The sequence below is a fragment of the Shinella sp. HY16 genome, assembly GCF_028534175.1.
GTDB lineage: Bacteria > Pseudomonadota > Alphaproteobacteria > Rhizobiales > Rhizobiaceae > Shinella.
Genome location: NZ_JAHYXL010000001.1, coordinates 3788591 through 3810000 on the forward strand (window position 1 = coordinate 3788591; position 21410 = coordinate 3810000).

The 21410-nt window shown below is 64.8% G+C and carries 21 protein-coding genes (1 of these 21 cut by a window edge); 8 read left to right on the forward strand and 13 right to left on the reverse strand.

Annotation, left to right across the window (positions count from 1 at the left end; all coding sequences use genetic code 11):
* Positions 1-3 precede the first annotated feature (3 nt).
* From coaA to K0P03_RS18580, 8 genes are all read right to left on the reverse strand, one after another.
* Positions 4-999: a type I pantothenate kinase gene (gene coaA / locus K0P03_RS18545; protein ID WP_024271288.1), complete on the reverse strand. Its 996-nt coding sequence runs from the start codon at positions 997-999 to the stop codon at positions 4-6.
* The gene (locus K0P03_RS18550) at positions 999-1319 is read right to left on the reverse strand and encodes a phosphoribosyl-ATP diphosphatase (protein WP_023513683.1); all 321 of its coding nucleotides are present in this window, start codon (positions 1317-1319) and stop codon (positions 999-1001) included. Before K0P03_RS18550 ends, coaA begins: the two co-directional genes overlap by 1 nt.
* Before the next feature lie 10 nt (positions 1320-1329).
* A complete protein-coding gene (hisF, locus tag K0P03_RS18555; protein WP_023513684.1) occupies positions 1330-2106 on the reverse strand; it encodes an imidazole glycerol phosphate synthase subunit HisF in 777 nt (258 codons plus the stop codon).
* A gap of 106 nt (positions 2107-2212) precedes the next feature.
* Positions 2213-2947 (reverse strand): 1-(5-phosphoribosyl)-5-[(5-phosphoribosylamino)methylideneamino]imidazole-4-carboxamide isomerase, encoded by a 735-nt coding sequence (hisA, locus tag K0P03_RS18560; RefSeq protein WP_272790298.1) that lies wholly within the window; start codon positions 2945-2947, stop codon positions 2213-2215.
* A 1-nt stretch (position 2948) separates the two neighbouring features.
* Positions 2949-3590 (reverse strand): imidazole glycerol phosphate synthase subunit HisH, encoded by a 642-nt coding sequence (hisH, locus tag K0P03_RS18565; RefSeq protein WP_272790299.1) that lies wholly within the window; start codon positions 3588-3590, stop codon positions 2949-2951.
* A 1-nt stretch (position 3591) separates the two neighbouring features.
* A complete protein-coding gene (locus K0P03_RS18570; protein ID WP_023513688.1) occupies positions 3592-4062 on the reverse strand; it encodes a DUF2628 domain-containing protein in 471 nt (156 codons plus the stop codon).
* A gap of 124 nt (positions 4063-4186) precedes the next feature.
* Positions 4187-4780, reverse strand: coding sequence for an imidazoleglycerol-phosphate dehydratase HisB (hisB, locus tag K0P03_RS18575; RefSeq protein ID WP_023513689.1), 594 nt, complete (start codon positions 4778-4780; stop codon positions 4187-4189).
* 814 nt (positions 4781-5594) lie between these two features.
* Positions 5595-5723, reverse strand: a complete 129-nt coding sequence (locus K0P03_RS18580) for a hypothetical protein (RefSeq protein WP_023512670.1) — start codon at positions 5721-5723, stop codon at positions 5595-5597.
* Positions 5724-5968: 245 nt separating this feature from the next.
* Between K0P03_RS18580 and hslV the strand changes: the two genes are divergently transcribed.
* The 5 genes from hslV (at position 5969) to K0P03_RS18605 (ending at position 10977) form a co-directional block, all read left to right on the forward strand.
* Positions 5969-6529, forward strand: a complete 561-nt coding sequence (hslV, locus tag K0P03_RS18585) for an ATP-dependent protease subunit HslV (RefSeq protein ID WP_023512671.1) — start codon at positions 5969-5971, stop codon at positions 6527-6529.
* Positions 6516-7010: a GNAT family N-acetyltransferase gene (locus K0P03_RS18590; protein ID WP_272790300.1), complete on the forward strand. Its 495-nt coding sequence runs from the start codon at positions 6516-6518 to the stop codon at positions 7008-7010. Before hslV ends, K0P03_RS18590 begins: the two co-directional genes overlap by 14 nt.
* Positions 7011-7023: 13 nt before the next feature.
* Positions 7024-8334: an ATP-dependent protease ATPase subunit HslU gene (gene hslU, locus K0P03_RS18595; RefSeq protein WP_023512673.1), complete on the forward strand. Its 1311-nt coding sequence runs from the start codon at positions 7024-7026 to the stop codon at positions 8332-8334.
* Positions 8335-8510: 176 nt separating this feature from the next.
* Positions 8511-9458 carry a DUF1402 family protein gene (locus K0P03_RS18600; protein WP_023512674.1) on the forward strand — a complete coding sequence of 316 codons (948 nt, stop codon included), beginning with the start codon at positions 8511-8513 and terminating at the stop codon, positions 9456-9458.
* Positions 9459-9570: 112 nt separating this feature from the next.
* A complete protein-coding gene (locus tag K0P03_RS18605) occupies positions 9571-10977 on the forward strand; it encodes a cytochrome P450 (protein WP_130518184.1) in 1407 nt (468 codons plus the stop codon).
* Here K0P03_RS18605 and K0P03_RS18610 read toward each other — a convergent pair.
* Entirely contained in the window at positions 10922-11476 is a 555-nt protein-coding gene (locus K0P03_RS18610) for a hypothetical protein (RefSeq protein WP_050745397.1), read from the reverse strand. The two genes, K0P03_RS18605 and K0P03_RS18610, sit on opposite strands and share 56 nt — an antisense overlap.
* A gap of 139 nt (positions 11477-11615) precedes the next feature.
* Between K0P03_RS18610 and K0P03_RS18615 the strand changes: the two genes are divergently transcribed.
* Both K0P03_RS18615 and K0P03_RS18620 read left to right on the forward strand, forming a co-directional pair.
* Positions 11616-13622, forward strand: coding sequence for a hydantoinase/oxoprolinase family protein (locus K0P03_RS18615; protein ID WP_272790301.1), 2007 nt, complete (start codon positions 11616-11618; stop codon positions 13620-13622).
* Positions 13623-13807: 185 nt separating this feature from the next.
* On the forward strand, positions 13808-15970 hold the full coding sequence (locus K0P03_RS18620; RefSeq protein ID WP_272790302.1) for a malate synthase G: 2163 nt from the start codon (positions 13808-13810) through the stop codon (positions 15968-15970).
* A 107-nt stretch (positions 15971-16077) separates the two neighbouring features.
* Here the strand turns inward: K0P03_RS18620 and K0P03_RS18625 are convergent, their stop codons facing one another.
* Positions 16078-16740, reverse strand: a complete 663-nt coding sequence (locus K0P03_RS18625) for a L,D-transpeptidase (RefSeq protein WP_024270131.1) — start codon at positions 16738-16740, stop codon at positions 16078-16080.
* A 368-nt stretch (positions 16741-17108) separates the two neighbouring features.
* On the opposite strand from K0P03_RS18625, the gene K0P03_RS18630 reads away from it, so the two are divergent.
* Positions 17109-17639: an MmcB family DNA repair protein gene (locus K0P03_RS18630; protein WP_272790303.1), complete on the forward strand. Its 531-nt coding sequence runs from the start codon at positions 17109-17111 to the stop codon at positions 17637-17639.
* Positions 17640-17752: 113 nt separating this feature from the next.
* Here K0P03_RS18630 and K0P03_RS18635 read toward each other — a convergent pair whose 3' ends face one another.
* From K0P03_RS18635 to hrpB, 3 genes are all read right to left on the reverse strand, one after another.
* Entirely contained in the window at positions 17753-18322 is a 570-nt protein-coding gene (locus K0P03_RS18635) for an ActR/PrrA/RegA family redox response regulator transcription factor (protein WP_272790304.1), read from the reverse strand.
* Between the two features lie 77 nt (positions 18323-18399).
* Positions 18400-19701 (reverse strand): ActS/PrrB/RegB family redox-sensitive histidine kinase, encoded by a 1302-nt coding sequence (locus tag K0P03_RS18640; protein WP_050745400.1) that lies wholly within the window; start codon positions 19699-19701, stop codon positions 18400-18402.
* Between the two features lie 221 nt (positions 19702-19922).
* Positions 19923-21410: the 3' portion of an ATP-dependent helicase HrpB gene (hrpB, locus tag K0P03_RS18645; RefSeq protein ID WP_272790305.1), read on the reverse strand. The gene runs 981 nt beyond the window's last position; only the last 1488 of its 2469 coding nucleotides appear in the window; its start codon lies beyond the right edge, outside the window; the stop codon is at positions 19923-19925.

Sequence of the window (21410 nt, forward strand, 5' to 3'; positions counted from 1 at the left end):
TGCTCAGAGCTTGCGCAGCGCCACCGTCTCGATGAGGTGGTTCTCGCCCTTCTGCAGGATGAGATCGGCGCGCGGGCGGGTCGGCAGGATGTTCTGGTGCAGGTTCTTCAGGTTGATGTTGCGCCAGAGGTTTTCCGCGATCGTCAGCGCCTCGTCCTCGCTGATCGTCGCGTACCGGTGGAAGTAGGAATCGGGGTTGCGGAAAGCCGTTTCCCGAAGGCGCATGAAACGATCCACATACCAGGTGTGGATCAGCGTCTCCTCCGCGTCGATATAGATCGAGAAATCGAAGAAATCCGAGACCATCGGCACGATTTTGCCGTCGGCCGGCAGATTGCGTGACTGGAGCACGTTGATACCCTCGAAGATCAGGATATCCGGCCGGTCGATGGTGCGGAAGGCGTTGGGCAACACGTCATAGGTGAGGTGCGAATAGGTCGGTGCCTTGACGTCCTTCTTGCCAGCCTTGATGGCCGAGAGAAAACGCAGCAGTGCGCCTATGTCGTAACTCTCCGGGAAACCCTTGCGCTCCATCAGGTTTTCGCGCTGGAGCACCGCGTTCGGATAGAGAAAACCGTCGGTCGTCACGAGATCGACCTTGGGGCTGGAAGGCCAGCGGGACAGCAGCTCCATCAGGATGCGGGCGGTGGTTGACTTGCCGACAGCGACCGAACCCGCAATGCCGATGACATAGGGGGTCTTGGCCTCGTCCGAGAGGCTGAGGAAGCGTTTGCGCTGCTCGAACAGGATCTGCGAGGATTCGACATGGGCCGAAAGCAGACGCGACAGCGATAGGTAGATGCGCCTGACTTCGTCGAGGTCGATCGGGTCATTCAGCGAGCGCAGGCGCTGCACCTCGTCGGCGGTCAGCGTCAGCGGCGTGTCGGCCCGGAAGCGCGCCCACTCGTCTGCCGAAAAAAAGCGGTAGGGAGAATAGTCGCGGTTGCCGAAATCGTCCGGAATATCCGCCTGGTCCTTGTCGCGCACTGCCTGGATCATCAACTCTTCCGGCTGGCCTTCTCCACGAGGCCGGACTGGTTCGTCCGCCGCTCCAGCTCCTCCATGACATCTTGTAACGCGACGCCGCCGATTTTCAATACGACGATCAGATGATAGAGCAAATCGGCCGTTTCGCTCGTTAAAGCGGCCTTTTCGCCCTCAATCGCCGCGATAACCGTCTCGATCGCCTCTTCTCCGAGCTTCTTTGCCGCCTTTTGCTGCCCGGCGGCCACGAGCTTGGCCGTCCAGGATTCCGACGGATCGGCCTTGGCGCGGGCATCGACGATGCGTTCGAGATCGGCAAGGGAAAAGTCGCTCATCGCTCTCTCCTCAGTCGAGCCGCATGGCAATGCCATGCTCGGCCATGTAGCGTTTCGCTTCGCCCACCGTATAGGTGCCGAAGTGGAAGATGGAGGCCGCCAGCACCGCCGTCGCATGGCCGTCGCGCACGCCCTCGACGAGATGGTCGAGCGTGCCGACGCCGCCCGAGGCGATGACCGGCACGGAGACGCGGTCGGCGATGGTGCGGGTCAGGGCGATGTCATAGCCGCCCTTCTGGCCGTCGCGGTCCATGGAGGTCAGCAGCAGCTCGCCCGCGCCGCGTTCCACCATCTTTTCGGCGAAGGCGACGGCGTCGATGCCGGTCGGCTTGCGGCCGCCATGGGTGAAGATTTCCCAGCGGTCTTCCTCGCCGTCCTGCGAAACCTTCTTCGAATCGATCGAGACGACGATGCACTGGTTGCCGAATTTGTCGGCCGCTTCCGCCACGAAATCCGGATTGGCGACGGCGGCCGAGTTGATCGAGACCTTGTCGGCGCCGGCAAGCAGCAGCTTGCGGATATCCGCCACTGCGCGCACGCCGCCGCCGACGGTGAGCGGCATGAAACAATGGTCGGCGGTGCGCGCCACGACGTCGAAGATCGTGTCGCGGTTGTCCGAGGAAGCGGTAATGTCGAGGAAGCAGAGTTCGTCGGCACCGGCCGCATCATAGGCTTTCGCCGATTCCACGGGATCGCCGGCATCGACCAGATTGACGAAGCTGACGCCCTTGACGACGCGGCCGTCCTTCACGTCGAGGCAGGGAATGACGCGTGCTTTGAGGGTCAAAGGACGGCCTCCTTCTTCTTGTTTTGCGCGTCCTCGCCGCTATGCGGCTGCGGGCGTCGCGGGCCGTCCTTCACGTCGAGGCAGGGAATGACGCGGGCCTTGAGGGTCATGCGGCTTCTCCTCGTATCATGGCCAGCGCTTCGGCGGGATCGATCCGCCCGTCGTAGAGCGCCCGGCCGGAAATCGCGCCCTCCAGCTTGCGGGCATCCGGCGCGACGAGGCGGCGGATGTCGTCCATCGAGGCAAGGCCGCCGGAGGCGATGACGGGAATGGAGACGGCGTCGGCGAGTTCCAGCGTCGAAGCCCAGTTGATGCCGGCCAGAATGCCGTCGCGGTCAATGTCCGTGTAGATGATCGCGGCAACGCCGGCGCCTTCGAATTTTTTGGCAAGCTCGATCACGCCGAGTTCGGAGGCTTCCGCCCAGCCCTCGACGGCGACCTTGCCGCCCTTGGCGTCGATGCCGACAGCGACCTTGCCCGGAAATTTCTGGCAGGCCTCGATGACCAGCGCCGGATCCCGCACGGCAACGGTGCCGAGGATGACGCGGGAGAGGCCGCGCGCCAGCCAGCTTTCGATATGATCCAGCGTGCGGATGCCACCGCCGAGCTGCACCGGATTCTTCGTCGCCTTGAGAATAGCATCGACGGCAGCACCGTTGACGCTCTCTCCGGCGAAGGCGCCGTTGAGGTCGACAACGTGCAGCCATTCAAAACCCTGGTCTTCAAAAGCTTTCGCCTGGGCGGCCGGGTCGGGATTGTAGACGGTGGCCTGGTCCATGTCGCCGAGCTTGAGGCGAACGCACTGGCCGTCTTTCAGGTCGATGGCGGGAAAGAGGATCATGTTACGGCTTCCAGCGCAGGAAATTGGTGATGAGGGCGAGGCCGAGCGACTGGCTCTTTTCCGGATGGAACTGCGCGCCGGCCTTGTTGCCGTCGGCGACGAAGGCGGTCATCGGGCCGCCATAGCCGACCGTGGCGACCACCTCGTCAGGGTTTTCGGCGGCGAGGTGGTAGGAGTGCACGAAATAGGCGTGCAGCGTCTCCGGAATGCCCTCGAAGAGCGGATGCGCGTAGCGGCGGGTGAGCGTGTTCCAGCCGATCTGCGGAATTTTCAGCTCCGGATCGTCGGGCGTCATCCTGACGACATCGCCCCTGATCCAGCCGAGGCCTTCGGTGGTGGTCTTTTCGAGGCCGCGCGAGGACATGAGCTGCATGCCGACGCAGATGCCGAGGAAGGGACGGGCTTTCGCCTCGACGGTCTCGCGCAGCGCCTCGACCATGCCGGGCACGGCATCAAGGCCGCGACGGCAATCGGCATAGGCGCCGACGCCGGGCAGCACGATGCGATCCGCGCTGGCGACGCGCTCGGCCTTGTCCGTCAGGTCGATCTCGGCGGTAATGCCGGCTTCGCGCGCGGCGCGTTCGAAGGCTTTGGTGGCCGAGCGCAGGTTGCCCGAACCGTAGTCGATGATTGCAACGCGCATCTCAGCGTCCTTCCTTGAAACCGACGAGGCCGAGCATGGGAGCGTGCCGGCGCGGGGAGGTTTCGGCTGCCGGCAGGGAAACGGTATGACGCGTCTCCGGTTCGCCGGTCCTGATGTCCATGTAGTAAATCTCTTCCGCCGTTGCACGGTCGTCTGCCGCTATGGCCGCGTCCACCGTCCAGCCGGCCCGGCGCAGGCCGGCGACGATCATCGTGGGGCCTTCAAGCGCGACGAGAAGATTGGTCGCAAGGCAGATGCCGAGGCCGGCAAGGCCGAAGACCGGATGCTCGGAAATGGCGGAGCCCAGCGCGGCGAGCGCGAAAACAAGGGCTGCGGCCAGCCACGCGCGATGCCACAGCAGCCAGAGGAACGGTACGAAGAACGCGATCCACGAAAAACGATCACGGATGATCCGGGCGTTCTCATCCTGGGATTTTGCACCCGGCGGTATCAGAAAGAGGAACGTGGCCATATCGACAGGCCTCCATCTATGCCCGGATTGTTCGTGCCTTTCTTCGAAATGCTCAAACAATCCAAGTGTTGGTTCTCACGCAATTCCGGACGCAAAACCGCTTCACACTTTTGCTGGAATTGCTTCAGGCCAGCGAACCCTTCGTCGAGGGAACGCGGCCCGCCTGGCGGGGATCGATCTCGGTCGCGGTGCGTAGCACGCGCGCGACGGCCTTGAAGCACGTCTCCGAGATATGATGGTTGTTCGCGCCGTAGATGTTCTGGATATGCAGCGTGATGCCGGCGTGCTGGGCGAGCGCGTTGAAGAACTCGCGCACCAGCTCGGTGTCGAAGGTGCCGATCTTCGGGGCGGAGAAGGTGACGTTCCACACGAGGAACGGGCGGCCGGAAACATCGACGGCAGCGCGGGTCATCGTCTCGTCCATGGCGAGATCGAGCGAGGCGTAGCGCGTGATGCCGCGGCGGTCGCCGAGCGCCTTGGCGATGGCCTGGCCGATGGCGATGCCGGTGTCTTCGACCGTGTGGTGGTCGTCGACATGCAGGTCCCCTTCGGTCTTGATGTCCATGTCGATGAGCGAATGGCGCGCGAGCTGGTCGAGCATATGATCGAAGAAACCGACGCCCGTCGAAATGGTCGACGTGCCGGTGCCGTCGATATTGACGGTGACGGCGACGGAGGTCTCGTTCGTCTTGCGCGAAACGCTGGCGGTGCGGCTCATTGCGGTCTCCGGTAGAGTGTCGCCGCTCCTTAACAGGGCTCTTGGGAAAAGGCCAGTGTTTCGCAGGTTTTCGGTGCAGGGGGAAACGGCCCGCAGGTCGCCCATCGGGGTTTGAAACCAGTCCGGTCCGGAGAACCGCGCGAAAGCGTTGCCTCTGGAAGGGGTATATGGATGGCTTCGCTTTCGCGCGGCCCAAGGCGTTCTTCGGAGGTGGTCTCATCCTCCTTCAGGCATGGCAGGCTTCGCTGCACAGTGTGTTGGCGCATAGGCCTTGTCCGAAAACCGCGTTCCGCCCTTTTCGGGGGCATGCGCCACCATCCTGCTTGCATGGCGGACCCAAACCGACCCCGCGACCCGGGGAAGGGGGAAGCTCCGCACACGGCGCTCACCCGCTGGCCTGATCCCTGAGAACGGGAAAGGCTGCGAGGCACCGTGGCGCTCCACGCCTCTTTCGCCCCCGCCGTACGTTTCGGCGGACATCGAAAGCGCCTCCTCCCGCCCGCATCGACACGTTACGCGATCCGTCCGGCGGCGAAAGGACGTTCAGGATAGGACGGGTTTTGGAGACGGGGAAAATCGGGGTGTAAAAAAGGGCAGAAGCGGGGATCGACGCCGGCGTGATCAGGCACGTCGCCACATTGGGAAGCCGTTGCCACACCCTCCGTCATCCTCGGGCTTGACCCGAGGATCCATGTCACATCCTCCGGCGTGCCGTGAGGAGTGGATCTTCGGGTCAAGTCCGAGGATGACGGAGGAGGGGGCGTGCGGGTTGGGGGAGAGCGATGCAAGCATGCCGGCATCGCCCGCCGCCGCCTCACTTCTTCTTCGTTGCGCTCTCGCTGTTCTTCACCTGCGAGCCCAGAGTGGGTGCGGCTTTGGCTGCCACCTTGTCCTTCTTGGGTTTGCGCGTTTCCTTGTTGCTGCGAACCTGTCCTTTGGCCATTGCCGTAACCCCTTTTGTTGACGGGAGACCATAACCTGCTCATCGCACGGGGAAAGCAAGGTTTATTTTGCAGTGAGACGCAGACCCGCGGCGGTGCCGTAAGGGGTCGCGCTGCGGCCTGGCGGCGGAGGGGTGCCATGGAGGCCGCCGGCGTTTGCAATTGCCGAAACGCCGCTTACATAGGACGTAACGAAGCCGTCTCGCTGGCGGTACCCGCCCGGTCTCCGGGCCCCAGAGGTCTATTCATGAGTGAACACAATCCCTACGCTTCCATGCATGCCACGACGATCATCACCGTCCGCAAGGACGGCAAGGTGGTGATGGCGGGCGATGGCCAGGTGAGCCTTGGCCAGACCGTGATGAAAAGCAATGCGCGCAAGGTGCGCCGCCTTGCCAAGGGCGATGTCATTGCCGGCTTTGCCGGCGCCACGGCGGACGCCTTCACGCTGCTCGAACGGCTCGAAGCCAAGCTCGAGCAATATCCCGACCAGTTGATGCGCGCGGCCGTCGAGCTTGCCAAGGACTGGCGCACCGACCGCTATCTGCGCCGGCTCGAGGCGATGATGCTGGTCGCCGACAAGTCCGTCACGCTGGCGCTGACCGGCAATGGCGACGTGCTGGAGCCGGAACACGGCACCATGGCGATCGGCTCGGGCGGCAACTATGCCTATGCCGCGGCCCGCGCGCTGATGGATACGGACAAGTCGGCGGAAGAGATCGCGCGGCGCGCCATGCAGATCGCCGGCGACATCTGCGTCTACACCAACCACAATTTCGTGGTCGAGACGCTGGATGCCGACCGATAAGGCCTATGCCTTCCGGCCGGTGACGGACGCCGACCTGCCGATGCTGGAACGGTGGCTGAACGTGCCGCATGTCCGGCGCTGGTGGGGCGAACCGGCGGACGAAGTCGCCGGCATCAAGGCGGATTTCGACGAGCCGTCGATGGAGTCCTTCATCGTGCTCCATGATGGAAAGGAATTTGCCTATCTGCAATGTTACCGGATCGCGGCGGACGATCTGTCCTTCGGCGACCGGCCCGAACGCACCGTCGGCATCGACCAGTTCATCGGCCCTGCCGATATGGTCGGTATCGACCACGGGCCGGCGATGATCGAAGCCTTTGTGCAAAGGGTTTTCGCCGAGGGGATGGAACGGGTCGTGCTCGATCCGCATCCCGACAATGCGCATGCCATCCGGGCCTATGAAAAGGCCGGATTCCATGCTTTCGATCAACGCATGACTGAGGACGGACCGGCGCTGATGATGGCCCGGGACCGTTGCTAGAAACGGAAAGCTGATGTCTAACTTTTCCCCCCGCGAGATCGTTTCCGAACTCGACCGCTACATTATCGGCCAGCATGACGCCAAGCGCGCTGTCGCCATCGCGCTCCGCAACCGCTGGCGCCGCCACCAGCTGGAGCCGGACCTGCGCGACGAGGTGATGCCGAAGAACATCCTGATGATCGGGCCGACGGGCGTCGGCAAGACCGAGATTTCGCGGCGCCTTGCCAAGCTTGCCGGTGCGCCCTTCGTCAAGGTCGAGGCGACCAAGTTCACCGAGGTCGGGTATGTCGGCCGCGATGTCGAGCAGATCGTGCGCGACCTCGTCGAGGTCGGCATCGGCCTGGTGCGCGAGAAGAAGCGTACCGAGGTGACGGCCAAGGCCCATATGAATGCCGAGGAACGGGTGCTCGATGCGCTGGTCGGCGCGACGGCCTCGCCTGCAACGCGCGATTCGTTCCGTAAAAAGCTGCGCGGCAACGAACTCGACGACAAGGAAATCGAGATCGACGTTGCCGATACGGGCGGCGGCATGCCCGGCGGCTTCGAGATCCCCGGCATGCCCGGCGCCAATATCGGCGTGCTGAACCTTTCCGAAATGTTCGGCAAGGCGATGGGCGGGCGCACCAAGAAGGTCAAGACGACGGTCAAGGACAGCTACAAGATCCTGATCGACGACGAATCCGACAAGCTGCTCGACAACGAGCAGATCCAGCGCGAGGCGATCCGCTCGGCCGAAAACGACGGCATCGTCTTCATCGACGAGATCGACAAGATCGCGGCGCGCGACGGCGGCATGGGTGCGGGCGTCTCCCGCGAGGGCGTGCAGCGCGACCTGCTGCCGCTCGTCGAGGGCACGACGGTTGCGACGAAGTACGGGCCGGTCAAGACGGATCACATCCTCTTCATCGCCTCCGGTGCTTTCCACGTCTCCAAGCCGTCAGACCTCCTGCCCGAGCTGCAGGGCCGCCTGCCGATCCGCGTCGAACTGCGCGCGCTGACGAAGGAGGACTTCCGCCGTATCCTGACCGAGACGGAGGCGAGCCTCATCCGCCAGTACAAGGCGCTGATGGCGACGGAAAGCGTCGAGCTCGATTTTACCGAGGACGGTATCGACGCGCTGGCCGATGTCGCGGTGCAGCTCAATGCGAGCGTCGAGAATATCGGCGCGCGGCGTCTCCAGACGGTGATGGAGCGGGTACTCGACGAGATCTCCTTCGAGGCGCCGGACAAGGGCGGCAACAAGCTCCTCATCGACGCCGCCTACGTGCACAAGCATGTCGGCGCGCTTGCCGCCAATACCGACCTGTCGCGCTACATTCTGTGACGTTTGCGCACCGGTGGCCGCCCTTGCGGCCGCCGGTGCCGGATTTTTGCAGGCAAGGCCTCTCGACAGGAGGCGCCGTGCGGCCTAGGCATGGCACGCATTTTGGCATCATTCCGACATGTTTGCGTTGCATCGGTCTTGCCATGCCGACATTACGAGAAGACGGAACCGGACCCGTGCGACAGCTCATTTCCGTGCTTGCCCTTGCAGCCGCCCTCCTTGTCCAGAGCCAGACAACGGCCCTGGCGATCGATGTGGTGCCATCCGGCAACCGCAATGCCGAGCAGCCGCAGATCCCGGGCGCCTCGACGCGCCGCACCAAGGCAGGCAAGACCTCCTTCGACGCGAAATATGAGAAGGTGCGCGATCTCATCGCCAATGACGGGCAGCTGACCGGCAAGATCAAGTCCATTGCCGGCAAATACGGCATCGCGCCGATCCATATGGTCGGCGCGATCGTCGGCGAGCATACCTACAATGTCGACGCCTATGACCGGCTGCAGAGCTATTATGTGAAGGCGGCGTCCTATACCGGCTCGTTCCGCTTCGCCTATGACGGCGAAAACGTCGCCGACTTCGTCGACCGGCCGGAATTTGCCAAATGCGCCGACAAGAAGGGCTCCTATGCGCTCTGGACCTGCCGCGAGACGGTGTGGAACCGCACGTTCAAGGGCCGCACGGTCGGCGGTACGTCCTTCCCGAACAACCGCTTCAGCGCGGTGTTCTTCCAGCCCTTCTATGCCGGCCAGACTTTTGGGCTCGGCCAGATCAATCCGCTGACGGCGCTGACGCTGACGGACGACGTCGCGCGCATCTCCGGCTATGACCGGCTCGACGAGAACGATGCGGCCGGCGTCTACCAGGCGATCATGGATCCCGATATCTCGCTCGCCTACATGGCCGCCTCGATCCGCCGCTCGATCGACGCCTACAAGACGATCGCCGGTGTCGATATTTCGAAGAATCCGGGGCTGACGGCGACGCTCTACAATATCGGCAATCCCGACGCGCGCGCCGCCGCCTTTGCCGCACGCCGCGCCTCCGGCGAAGTGACCTGGCCGGAGGAGAACTATTACGGCTGGCTGATCAACGACAAGCTGGCGGAACTCCAGGGCCTGCTCTAGTTTTCCAGAAGTCCGGACGCAGAACGCTCAAGCACTTTTGATGGAATTGCTCTAACTTCGGCCTACCTCTCGGCTCACCTTCCACGAAGAGCCGATTGAAAGGAGCCCGATGATGGACATGCGCCCCGAGCCGTTCGAACCGCCGGCGCCGATCCCGCGCACCGTGCCGCCCTCGAAGCTCGAGATCATCCGCACCGTGTTCCGCAATCCGCTGGAGCTCTGGGGCGAGCCCTCCTATACGCTGCCCTGGATCATGACGAGCTTCTTTGGCGAGAAGACGCTGATCGTCAACGATCCCGGCCTGATCAAGTACCTGCTCGTCGACAATGCCCAGAACTACAAGATGGCCGTGGTGCGCCAGCTCGTGCTGCGCCCGATCCTGCGCGACGGGCTGCTGACGGCCGAGGGCGGGGTGTGGCGCCGCTCGCGCAAGGCCGTCGCGCCGATCTTCACGCCGCGCCATGCCAAGGGCTTTGCCAGCCAGATGCTGGCGCAGTCCGAGCTCTATGCGCAGAAATACGAAGGATCGGACGGCACGGTCTTCGACATCGGCAACGACATGACGGAGCTCGCCTTCGCCATCCTCTCCGAGACGCTGTTTTCCGGGGAGATCGTCACCCAGTCGGAAAGTTTTGCCGACGATGTCGAGGACCTCCTGCATTCGATGGGCCGCGTCGATCCCATGGATCTCCTGCGCGCGCCGTCCTGGGTGCCGCGCGTGACGCGGATCGGCGGGCTGAAGGTGCTGAAGAAGTTCCGTGGGATCGTGCGCGACACGATGGACCTGCGTCTTGGGCGCATGAAGGACGATGAAGCCGCGCCGAACGACTTCCTGACCCTGCTTTTGCGCGCGGCGGGGCCGGAGGGGCTGACCATGGAGGAGGTGGAGGACAATATCCTCACCTTCATCGGCGCCGGCCACGAGACGACGGCGCGGGCGCTCGCCTGGACGCTCTACTGTGTCGCCAATTCGCCGCATGTGCGGGACGCGATGGAAGAGGAGATCGACCGGGTGCTGTCGAGCGGCGCCGACCCCGTCGACTGGCTCGACCGCATGCCCTGGACGCGCGCCGCCTTCGAGGAGGCGATGCGGCTCTATCCGCCGGCGCCCTCGATCAACCGCGAGGCGATCGCCGACGATGTCTGGGTGAGCCCTAAGGGCGAAAGGGTGGAGATCCCCAAGGACGTCACCATCCTCGTCATGCCCTGGACGCTGCACCGCCACGCACTGCTCTGGCAGAAGCCGCGCGCCTATATGCCGGAACGGTTCCTCCCGGAAAACCGCGAAGCGATCCACCGTTTCCAGTACCTGCCTTTCGGCGCCGGGCCGCGCATCTGCATCGGCGCGACCTTCGCCATGCAGGAGGCGATCATCGCGCTCGGCGTTCTGATGCGCCGTTTCCGTTTCGACATGACGGAAAACACGCGGCCCTGGCCCGTGCAGCGCCTGACGACGCAGCCGGCTAACGGACTGGCGTTGCGGGTGACGGCTCGTCGAGACGCTTCTTCGATTTCTTGATGGTCTTGATCGCTGCGCAGGTCGCTTCCGGGTTCTTGCAGGGCTGGTAGACGACGATCTCGCTGCCGCTGCCGTCGTCCCAGACCGCCTGCACGGCGATGGTTTCCGCCTCGCCCGGTTTCAGATCGATATAGATCCAGTTCTGCGTTTCGTCCGACGGCAGGTTGAAGGGCAGTTCAGGGTCACATTTGGCCAGCGGAAAGCGCTGGTCGAGCGTGTCGTTGTTGATCGAATAGCGGATCTCCGACAGGCGGCAATGCATCGTCTGCAGCGTGGTGAAATAGATCAGCTGCTGGTCGGCGAAATTGCGGAACTGCACCCAGCCCGTCTGCTTGTTGGCATCCAGCATCGCCTTGTAGACAGAGACGTCGGGGATCTGCGCCTGGTACTGTTGCTCGTCGTTCTCCTCCTGGGCAGCGACGGGCTGGCTGCCGGCCAGAAGCGCGGCGCCGAGAAGAAGGGCAGCCAGAAGCGGCTTTCGCGGGGTGGGGTCGATCACAGGTACGCTCCTCGTTCTTTCACCTTATGTCGCCGGGGGAATGGTGGCATTCGGCCCGGACATGTCATAACACCTCAGGCAATAACACCATTCACGGCCTGCTTTGAAAAGAGACGGCAGGCGGTACGGAAGAATTCTCGTGGCAGACCATTTGTTACTCGGCATCGATACCGGCGGCACCTACACGGACGCCGTGCTCTACAGTGAAACCGCCGGCGTCGTCGCCCGCGCCAAGGCACTCACCACCCGCCACGATCTCTCGGTCGGTATTTCCGGTGCCGTCGAAGCGGTGCTGGAAGCGGCAAAGGCTCCCGTCTCGGCCATCGGTCTCGTCTCGCTCTCCACCACGCTGGCGACCAACGCCCTGGTGGAAGGGCAGGGCGGCCGCGCCGGCCTTGTCATGATCGGATTCGGTCCCGAGGACCTGAAGCGCGACGGCCTTGCCGATGCGCTCGGCAACGACCCGGTGCTGTTCCTGCCCGGCGGGCACAATGTGCATGGCGACGAGACGGCGCTCGACATGAGCGCACTCGACGATGCCCTGCCGGTCCTTGCCGAGACCGTCTCCTCCTTTGCCGTCGCCGGCTATTTCGCCGTGCGCAATCCGGCGCACGAGGAACGGGTTCGTGCGCGCATCCGCGAGGTCTCGCACCTGCCCGTTACCTGCAGCCACGAACTTTCCTCCAAGCTCGGCGGGCCGCGCCGGGCGCTGACGACGCTGCTCAATGCCCGCCTCGTCTCGATGATCGACCGGCTGATCGGCGCCTGCGAGGACTATCTCGACCGTCGCGGCATCCATGTGCCGATGATGGTGGTGCGCGGTGACGGAGCGCTGATCGCGGCGGCCGAGGCGCGGCTGCGGCCGATCGAGACGATCCTGTCCGGCCCGGCAGCCAGCCTCGTCGGCGCGCGGCACCTGACCGGGCTCGACAATGCCATCGTCTCCGATATCGGCGGCACGACGACGGATGTGGCGGTGCTCGACGGCGGGCGGCCGAAGCTCGATGCGGAAGGCGCCGTCGTCGGCGGCTATCGCACCATGGTCGAGGCGGTCGCCATGCGCACCTTCGGCCTCGGCGGCGATTCGGAAGTCCGCATCAACGATCGCGGCCTGAAGGCGAAGATCGAGCTTGGGCCGCGCCGCTTCATGCCGCTGAGCCTTGCCTCGGCGCTGCATCCGGATGCAATCGTCCCGGTGCTGGAGCGCCAGATGCGCGCGCCCCATGCCGGGCGGCACGATGGACGCTTCGCTGTGCGCACCGGCGTGCCGGAACGGTTGGCGAGTGGCCTCCAGCCGCAGGAACAGGCGCTTTACGAGAAGATCGGCATGGTGCCGCTTCCGCTGGAAGGGCTGCTCGCCACCATGTTGCAGAAGGTGACGCTCGACCGGCTGGTTGCGCGCGGCCTCGTGCATATCTGCGGCATCACACCCTCCGACGCCATGCATGTGCTCGGCGGCCAGGGGCAGTGGGATGCCACGGCCGCCCGTCTCGGACTGGAGATCGCCGCCCGCACGCGGGACGGTTCCGGCCGGCCGATCGCCGACAGTCCGGAAGTCCTGGCGCGCGTCCTCGTCGATCGCCTTACCCGGCAGTCGGCCGATGTCATCCTGTCGGCCTGCCTTGCCGATGACGGGGCAGGGGCGATCGATCCGGTCCATTCGCTGACGATCGACCGCGCGCTGCACCGCGTGCCGGGCATCGTGCGGTTCCGCGTCGCGCTCGACCGGCCACTCGTCGGCCTCGGTGCCTCGGCGCCGGTCTATTATCCCGCCATCGCCGACATGCTGGGCGCCGAATCGGCCATTCCCGCCGACGCCGGCGTTGCCAATGCGGTCGGCGCGGTGGTGGGTCAGGTGCGCACCATGGTCACGGTCTTCGTGACCATGCCGGAAGAGGGCATCTTCATCGTCGGCGGCACGGGTGAAAGCGCGCGCTTTGTCGACGAAAGCGAGGCCTTCGCGCTGGCGAAGGAGCGGGCGATGACGGCGGCGCTCACCGCGGCCCGGATCAACGGTGCGGACGAGCCGGCGGTGACGTTCACCGAGGAGATCGACGCGCCGGAGGTGGAAGGCCGCCGCAAGCTCATGGAGGCACGCTTCACCGCGATCGCCAGCGGCCGGCCGCGCATTGCGCACGAGAGCTGACGGTCTCCCGTTCTTTGGCCTCGCCGGCTGCCTTTCGCGATGGTCGGCGCGCGCCTATCGTATGATTTTATCCGAACGGGAATAAATTCTTTATGTCATTGCCGAATTGACTATGCATGCCCGTCTCCGGAAAGTGGCAGCATTCGGGATACTCCCCCCTCGTCCCGTCATTCGGAGTTTTTTACATGACCTATATCGAGAAAGCCGGTCTTTCGATCGACCGCGACCTACATGATTTCATCGTCACGGAGGCGCTTCCCGGCACGGGCGTGGACGCTGCGCGTTTCTTCGATGAGTTTTCCGCCGTCGTGCACGACCTTGCGCCGGAAAACCGCGCGCTGCTGGCCAAGCGCGACGCGCTGCAGGAGAAGATCGACGCTTGGTACCGCGCCAACGGCGCGCCGGTGGACATGGCGGCTTACGAGGCCTTCCTGCGCGAGATCGGCTACCTGCTGCCGGAAGGCGGTGAATTCAAGGTGACGACGGACAATGTCGATCCCGAGATCGCCAGCCTCGCCGGCCCGCAGCTTGTCGTTCCCGTCATGAATGCACGCTACGCCCTGAACGCTGCCAATGCGCGCTGGGGCTCGCTCTACGATGCGCTCTACGGCACGGATGTGATCCCGGAAACGGACGGTGCGGAAAAGGGCAAGGGTTACAATCCCAAGCGCGGCGAGAAGGTCATCGCCTGGGCCAAGGCCTTCCTCGACGAGGCGGCTCCGCTCGAGGGCGCCCGCTGGGCCGACCTCACCGGTATCGAGGCCGGTGCGGACCTGCGCCTTTCCGCAGGCGACCGTGCCGTTTCGCTGAAGCGGCCGGAACAGTATGCCGGCCATGCGGAAGGCGACGGCGGCTGGCGCCATCTGCTTTTGAAGAACAATGGCCTTGGCATCGAGATCCTGATCAACCGCGACTTCGAAATCGGCAAGACCGATCCGGCCGGCATTGCCGGCGTCAATGTCGAAGCGGCACTGACGACGATCATGGACTGTGAGGATTCGGTCGCGGCTGTCGATGCCGAGGACAAGATCCTCGTCTATCGCAACTGGCTCGGCCTGATGAAGGGCGACCTGAAGGAGACGTTCACCAAGGGTGGCGAGACGGTCGAGCGCAAGCTCTACAGCGACTTCACCTACACCGCGCCGGACGGCTCGCCTTTCGAGGTCAAGTGCCGCTCGCTGATGCTGGTGCGCAATGTCGGGCACCTCATGACCAACCCGGCGATCCGCGATCGCGAGGGCAACGAGGTTCCCGAGGGCATCATGGATGCCATGGTGACGGCGCTGATCGCGCTGCACGATGTCGGCCCGAACGGCCGCCGCAAGAATTCGCGCGAAGGCTCGATGTATGTCGTCAAGCCGAAGATGCACGGGCCGGAAGAGGTTGCCTTTGCCAGCAAGCTGTTCGGCCGCGTCGAGGCTGCCGTCGGCATGGCGCCGAACACCATGAAGATGGGCATCATGGACGAGGAGCGCCGCACGACGGTCAACCTCAAGGAAGCGATCCGCGCCGCCAAGGAGCGCGTCGTCTTCATCAACACCGGCTTCCTCGACCGCACGGGCGACGAGATCCACACCTCGATGGAAGCAGGCCCGATGATCCGCAAGGGCGACATGAAGCAGGCCGCCTGGATCGGTGCCTACGAGAACTGGAACGTTGATATCGGCCTCGAATGCGGCCTGTCCGGCCATGCGCAGATCGGCAAGGGCATGTGGGCCATGCCCGACCTGATGGCCGCCATGCTGGAACAGAAGATCGCCCATCCAAAGGCCGGCGCCAACACCGCCTGGGTTCCCTCTCCGACGGCCGCGACGCTGCATGCGACGCACTACCACAAGGTCAATGTCGCCGAGGTTCAGGCGACGCTGCGCTCCCGCCCGCGGGCAAAGCTCTCCGACATCCTCTCGGTGCCGGTCGCCGTCCGGCCGAACTGGACGCCGGAGGAAATCCAGCGCGAGCTCGACAACAATGCGCAGGGTATTCTCGGCTATGTCGTGCGCTGGGTCGACCAGGGCGTCGGCTGCTCCAAGGTGCCCGACATCAACAATGTCGGCCTGATGGAAGACCGCGCCACGCTGCGCATCTCCGCCCAGCACATGGCCAACTGGCTGCACCACGGCGTGGTGACGGAAGCGCAGATCGAGGAGACCATGCAGCGCATGGCCGCCGTCGTCGACGGGCAGAATGCCGGTGATCCGCTCTATCGTCCGATGGCCGGTAACTTCGACGGTTCCATCGCCTATCAGGCGGCGCTCGATCTTGTCCTGAAGGGCCGCGAGCAGCCGAACGGCTATACCGAGCTGGTTCTCCACCGCCGCCGCCTGGAGCTGAAGGCCGCTGCGGCCTGATCCCGCTTTTCGCGCCGGCAGGGTTTTGTCCCTGCCGGAAGGCGCCCAAAACAAAAGAAGCCGCCGGATCGCTCCGGCGGCTTCTTTCTTAAGCGGATTTTTTCCGCTTACTGCTGGACGACGACGCGGGCGCCCTTGCCGGGGCGGACGCGCTTGTAAAGGTCGATGATGTCCTGGTTCATCAGGCGGATGCAGCCCGACGAGGCGGCCGTGCCGATGGAGGCCCATTCCGGCGTGCCGTGCAGACGGAACAGCGTGTCCTTGCCCTGCTCGTTGAAGAGATAGAGCGCGCGTGCGCCGAGCGGGTTTTTCAGGCCCGGGCCCATGCCTTCCTTGACGTAGCGGGCGACATCGGGACGACGGACGGCCATTTCTTCCGGCGGATGCCAGGTCGGCCATTCCTGCTTCCAGGCGATGTAGGCCTCGCCCTGCCAGGCAAAGCCCGCCTTGCCGACGCCGATGCCGTAACGCACGGCCTTGCCGCCGGGCAGCACATAATAAAGGAAGCGGTTCGGCGTGTTGACGACGATCGTACCGGGCTTTTCCTTGGTCGCGTAGTCGACGATCTGGCGGTGGAACTTGGTGTTCACCTTGTTGATCGGGATACCCGGCAGGGAATAGCCGTTGTCCTCAACAGGGCCATATTCCGATGTGAAGATAGCATTGGTCGCCACCTTTTCGCCCGGAAGCGAGGTCGAGGAGGAGGAGCAACCGGCGAGCGTGACGGCTGCTGCGAGGCCGCACAGAAGGAGGGCATTGCGGAAGCGCATGTGAGTCTCTTGATAGGAAATTAAGAAGTTCCGAGCCGCGGAACTTTCATCGATTATGGTTTATTTTCGATTAAACCAGTCAATGCAAGTCTGTGTGCTCCGGCGCGGGCCTGCACTTGAGCAAAAAGGCCGGTGATTGTTTTTTTGCAACAACAAGACCTGCCCGCCTGCCGCTTTCGCCGCGTCCGGATCAGGACAAGCACGCCTTTCCGACCTGTTCAATGGTCTTCCGCAGCGCTGGCCCGAAGCCGCACAGGATCCGTGTGGCGCGGTTAAGAGAGTCTTTCGCGCGCTCCGAATCACGTGGCGCCCTTAACTTTTTCACCGGGCGCATTTGCGGATAGAATGCGATTCGCCGAGGGTGCCCCATGACGATCGTTTCCATTCACAACGACAATCCGCTGGTCGACGGACGCCAGTCCGACCGGGCCATGATGGTGCGCCGCGGCGTGCAGCGCATACTGACGGAGATGCGCCATGCGGTGCTGCCCGAGTTGACGCTGGCCAGCGGCCGGCGCGCGGACCTCATCAGCCTCTCCGACAGGGGCGAGATCTGGATTGTCGAGATCAAGACGTCGATCGAGGATTTCAGGGTGGACCGCAAATGGCCGGATTACCGGCGTCACTCGGACCGGCTGTTCTTCGCCACCCACAAGGAAGTGCCGCTCGATATCTTCCCGGAGGATTGCGGCCTCATCCTCTCGGATGGCTACGGCGCCCATATCATCCGCGAGGCGCCGGAGCACAAGCTGCCGGCGCCGACGCGAAAATCCGTCACCTTCGCCTTTGCCCGCGTCGCCGCGGCCCGGCTGATGCTGGCGGAGTTCGCGGCGGATACAAGGGGCGAGGGGGCTGATATGTCGGCCATCGTTGCAGGAGAGCGCGACGCGGCGGTGTGATATCGCTTTGAGGCGCTTTTGAGGGGTGAGCCCCTCATCCGGCTGCCGCCCCCTTCTCCCCGACGGGAAGAAGGTGGCCCAAAGGGCCGGATAAGGGTCCCCGAAGTCCGAGCCTACTTCGGCGCGCGCTTGGCGAGGATGCGCTGCAGCGTGCGGCGGTGCATGTTGAGGCGGCGGGCGGTCTCGGAGACGTTGCGGTCGCACATCTCATAGACGCGCTGGATATGCTCCCAGCGCACGCGGTCTGCCGACATCGGGTTTTCCGGCAGTTCCACCTTCTCGCCCGGGCGCTGCGTCAGTGCGGCGAAGATGTCGTCGGCATCCGCCGGCTTGGCGAGATAATCGACCGCGCCGAGCTTCACGGCGTTCACGGCCGTCGCGATATTGCCGTAGCCGGTCAGCATGATGATACGCGTGTCGTCGCGGCGCTGGCGGATGGCGGCGATGACGTCGAGGCCGCTGCCGTCGCCGAGCCTGAGATCGACCACGGCGAATTTCGGCGGGTTTGTCTTGGCCTTGGCGATGCCCTCGGCAACCGACTCGGCCGTATGGACGGCAAAGCCCCGCGTCTCCATGGCGCGCGCAAGGCGGCGCAGGAACGGCGCGTCGTCATCGACGAGGAGAAGGGAAGGATCGGGCCCGATATCGTCGGTTGCCGCGTGAGGTTCGGTGTTTTCTGCCATTTTTCGTCTTTCGTGGCCGAATTTCGTCCATTCTTGATGAGGATCAGCTTATCACCCGTAAGTCGGGGTGGGTAAAGTCATTTTGCGGCCTTTGCCTCCATGCGGCCCCGCGGCCAATCGACCGACACGCGGGCGCCCGGCCGGTCGCCGGTGCGGTTGGCAAAGGTCAGTTTCGCGCCGGAGCGCTCCAGCAGCGTCTTGGCGATGAACAACCCGAGCCCCAGTCCGCCGGCCCGCTCGTCGCGCTGGCGCTTGGTGACATAGGGATCGCCGATGCGCTGGAGGATATCCGCCGCATAGCCGTCGCCGTCGTCCTCGATGACGATCGTCACCCGTTCCGCCGTGTGGCTGACGGTGATGGTCACCTCCTCGCGCGCATGGTCGACGGCGTTTTCCATAAGATTGCCGAGACCGTAGAGAATGCCGGGATTGCGGCTGCCGACCGGCTCGTTCTCGCGTTCGCCGTTTTCGACGAGGTTGAGGCGGATGCCGAATTCGCGGTGCGGCGCCAGCACTTCCTCCAGCAGCGAGGAGAGCGGCAGCACGCGCATATGCGCCTCGTCCGCTGCCGAAAGCGTGGTGAGACGGCGCAGGATGTCGCGGCAACGTTCGCTCTGGCTGCGCAGGAGCTGCACGTCTTCCTTGAAACGGTCGTCCATGCCGAGTTCGCGCTCCATTTCGCGCGCCACGACGCTGATCGTGGCAAGCGGCGTGCCGAGCTCGTGCGCTGCCGCCGCCGCCAGGCCGTCGAGTTGCGAAAGGTGCTTTTCGCGCTGGAGGATGAGTTCGGTCGCCGCGAGCGCATCGGAAAGCTCCGCTGCCTCCTGCGACACGCGGTAGGAGTAGAAGGCGGCAAAGGCGGTGGTCGACACGATGGCGAACCAGAGCCCGGCCGTCAGGATCGGCGGCACGACCAGCAGCGTGCCGGGAAACCAGGGCAGCGGAAAGGGCGTGAAGGCAAGCGCCGTGATGCCGAATACCGAGAGCAGGCCGAGCGGCAGGCTGAAGCGGATCGGCTGCAGCGAGGACGAGATGATGACGGGCACGCAGACGAGCGGTGCGAAGGGATTGGCAAGTCCGCCGGTAATGAAAAGCAGCGCCGTGAGCTGGCAGAGGTCGAAGGCGAGCAGCAGGAAGGCGGAGGCAGGCGTCAGCCGGTGCGTCGGGGCGAAGCGCACGGCGAGGAAGAAGTTGACCGCGGCGAGCAGCGCGATCAGCACCGCCGCCGGCAGCAGCGGCAGCGGAAAATCGAGCCACAGCCCGACGACGATGACCGTGATCGACTGACCGGCGACCGCCAGCCAGCGCAGCCGGATGATCGTTTCGAGACGCAGACGCCGGCCGGAGCCCTCGAAGTCGATGTCCTGGTAACCCGTCATCCCGTCTTCCTTCCGTTCGCGAACCCGCATTCGCCCTTCTAGAGCATTTCCGCATTTCTTCGAATCGCGAAAGCGCTTCATCCGCTTGTTCTGAAGCAATTGCAGATGCAAGGCCGCTGCGCACTTTGCCGGAATGGCTCTAAACTGCGAGATGCCCGGAACGATTTGTCTTTCTGCAATTTCCGACGCAAAACCTCCGGCAATCGCCGGAAGTTGCGCGATCACGTTCCGCGCGGCTTGGCGCGCGTCGTCGGCAGGGCGTCTGCCGGGTCCTCCGGCCAGGGGTGTTTCGGATAGCGCCCGCGCATATCCGCCCTGACGTCGCGCCAGGAGCCGGCCCAGAAACCGGGCAGGTCGCGCGTCGTCTGGATCAGCCGGTGTGCGGGGGAGTGGAGTTCGAGCAGCAGTGGCAGCCGCCCGCCCGCCACGGCCGGATGCTGCTTCAGGCCGAAGAGCTCCTGCACGCGGATCGCCAGCACCGGCTCGTCGCCATCGTAGCGGATCGGGTGGCGCTGGCCGGTCGGCGCCTCGAAATGAGTGGGTGCCAGCCGGGCGAGGTCGCGCTGCACCTCATAGGGCACCAGCGCCATCAGCCCTTCCTGGAGGCTTGCGGGCTTCACCTCTTCGAGGCTGCGGCTGTTTTCCTGGAACGGCACGAACCAGCTGTCGAGTGTCGCAAGCAGCGCCTCGTCGCCGGTATCCGGCCAGGGTGCACCGATCGAGCGGTGGAGGAAGCCGATGCGGTCGCGCAATTGCGCCGTCTCGCGGGAAAAGGGTAGCACGACAAGGCCGAGCTGGCGTACCCCGTCGGCAAGCGCCAGCGCTGCCTTTGGTCCGCTTGGCCGCGGGAGTGGTGCCTCCTCGAGAATCATTGCGCCGAGACGCACGACCCGGCGCGCGCGCACCTGGCGGCTGGCGCGGTCGAAGACGCACTGGTCCTCCCGCACGATGGTTTCGGCGAGTTCCGCCTCGACATCCGCGCGGCTGATTTCCGCCGCGGCGAGAATGCGTTGCCGCCCGGCCTGCCCGGTGAGGTCGGCGACGACGATCATGTCGGCGCCGGCGAGCCGCTCGGTCTCCGGCAGCTCCGCCCCGCGCCCGTTCGCCATGACGAACCGCCCCCGGCCACCCCGCTGCAGGGCGACGCGATCGGGAAAGGCATGCAGCAGCAGGGCACCGGGGACCGGGACCGTGCCACCCTTCGTCGCGCCGAAACCCTCGGCCATACGCTGGGCGAGTTTCCGCGCCGCCTCGGCCCGCTCGCCGCGTTCGCCGGAGAAGCGGCGCAGGCGCTCCTCGATATCGACGGCCGGTCCGCCGAGGCCCTGTTCGGTCAGGAGCACGGCGAGGCGCGCCGCGGCCCCTTGCTGGCCGTCTTCGGCGGCATGCAGGATCATGGCCGCCAGCCGTGGCGGCAGCGCCAGCTCCCGGATGCGTTTTCCGGCCGGCGTCAATGCGCCCTGTGCGTCGAGCGCCCCGAGGAGACGCAGCAGGTTGCGCGCTTCCTCCACCGCCGCGGCGGGCGGCTGGTCGACAAGCCGCAACGCGGCGGGATCGCTGACACCCCAATGCGCGAGATCGAGCATGAAGCCAGAGAGATCGCTGGAAAGAATCTGCGGCGGCGTGAAGGCCGGCATCGCTGCCGTCTGTCCGGCATGCCAGAGGCGGATGGCGATGCCCGGTTCGGTTCGCCCAGCGCGGCCGGCGCG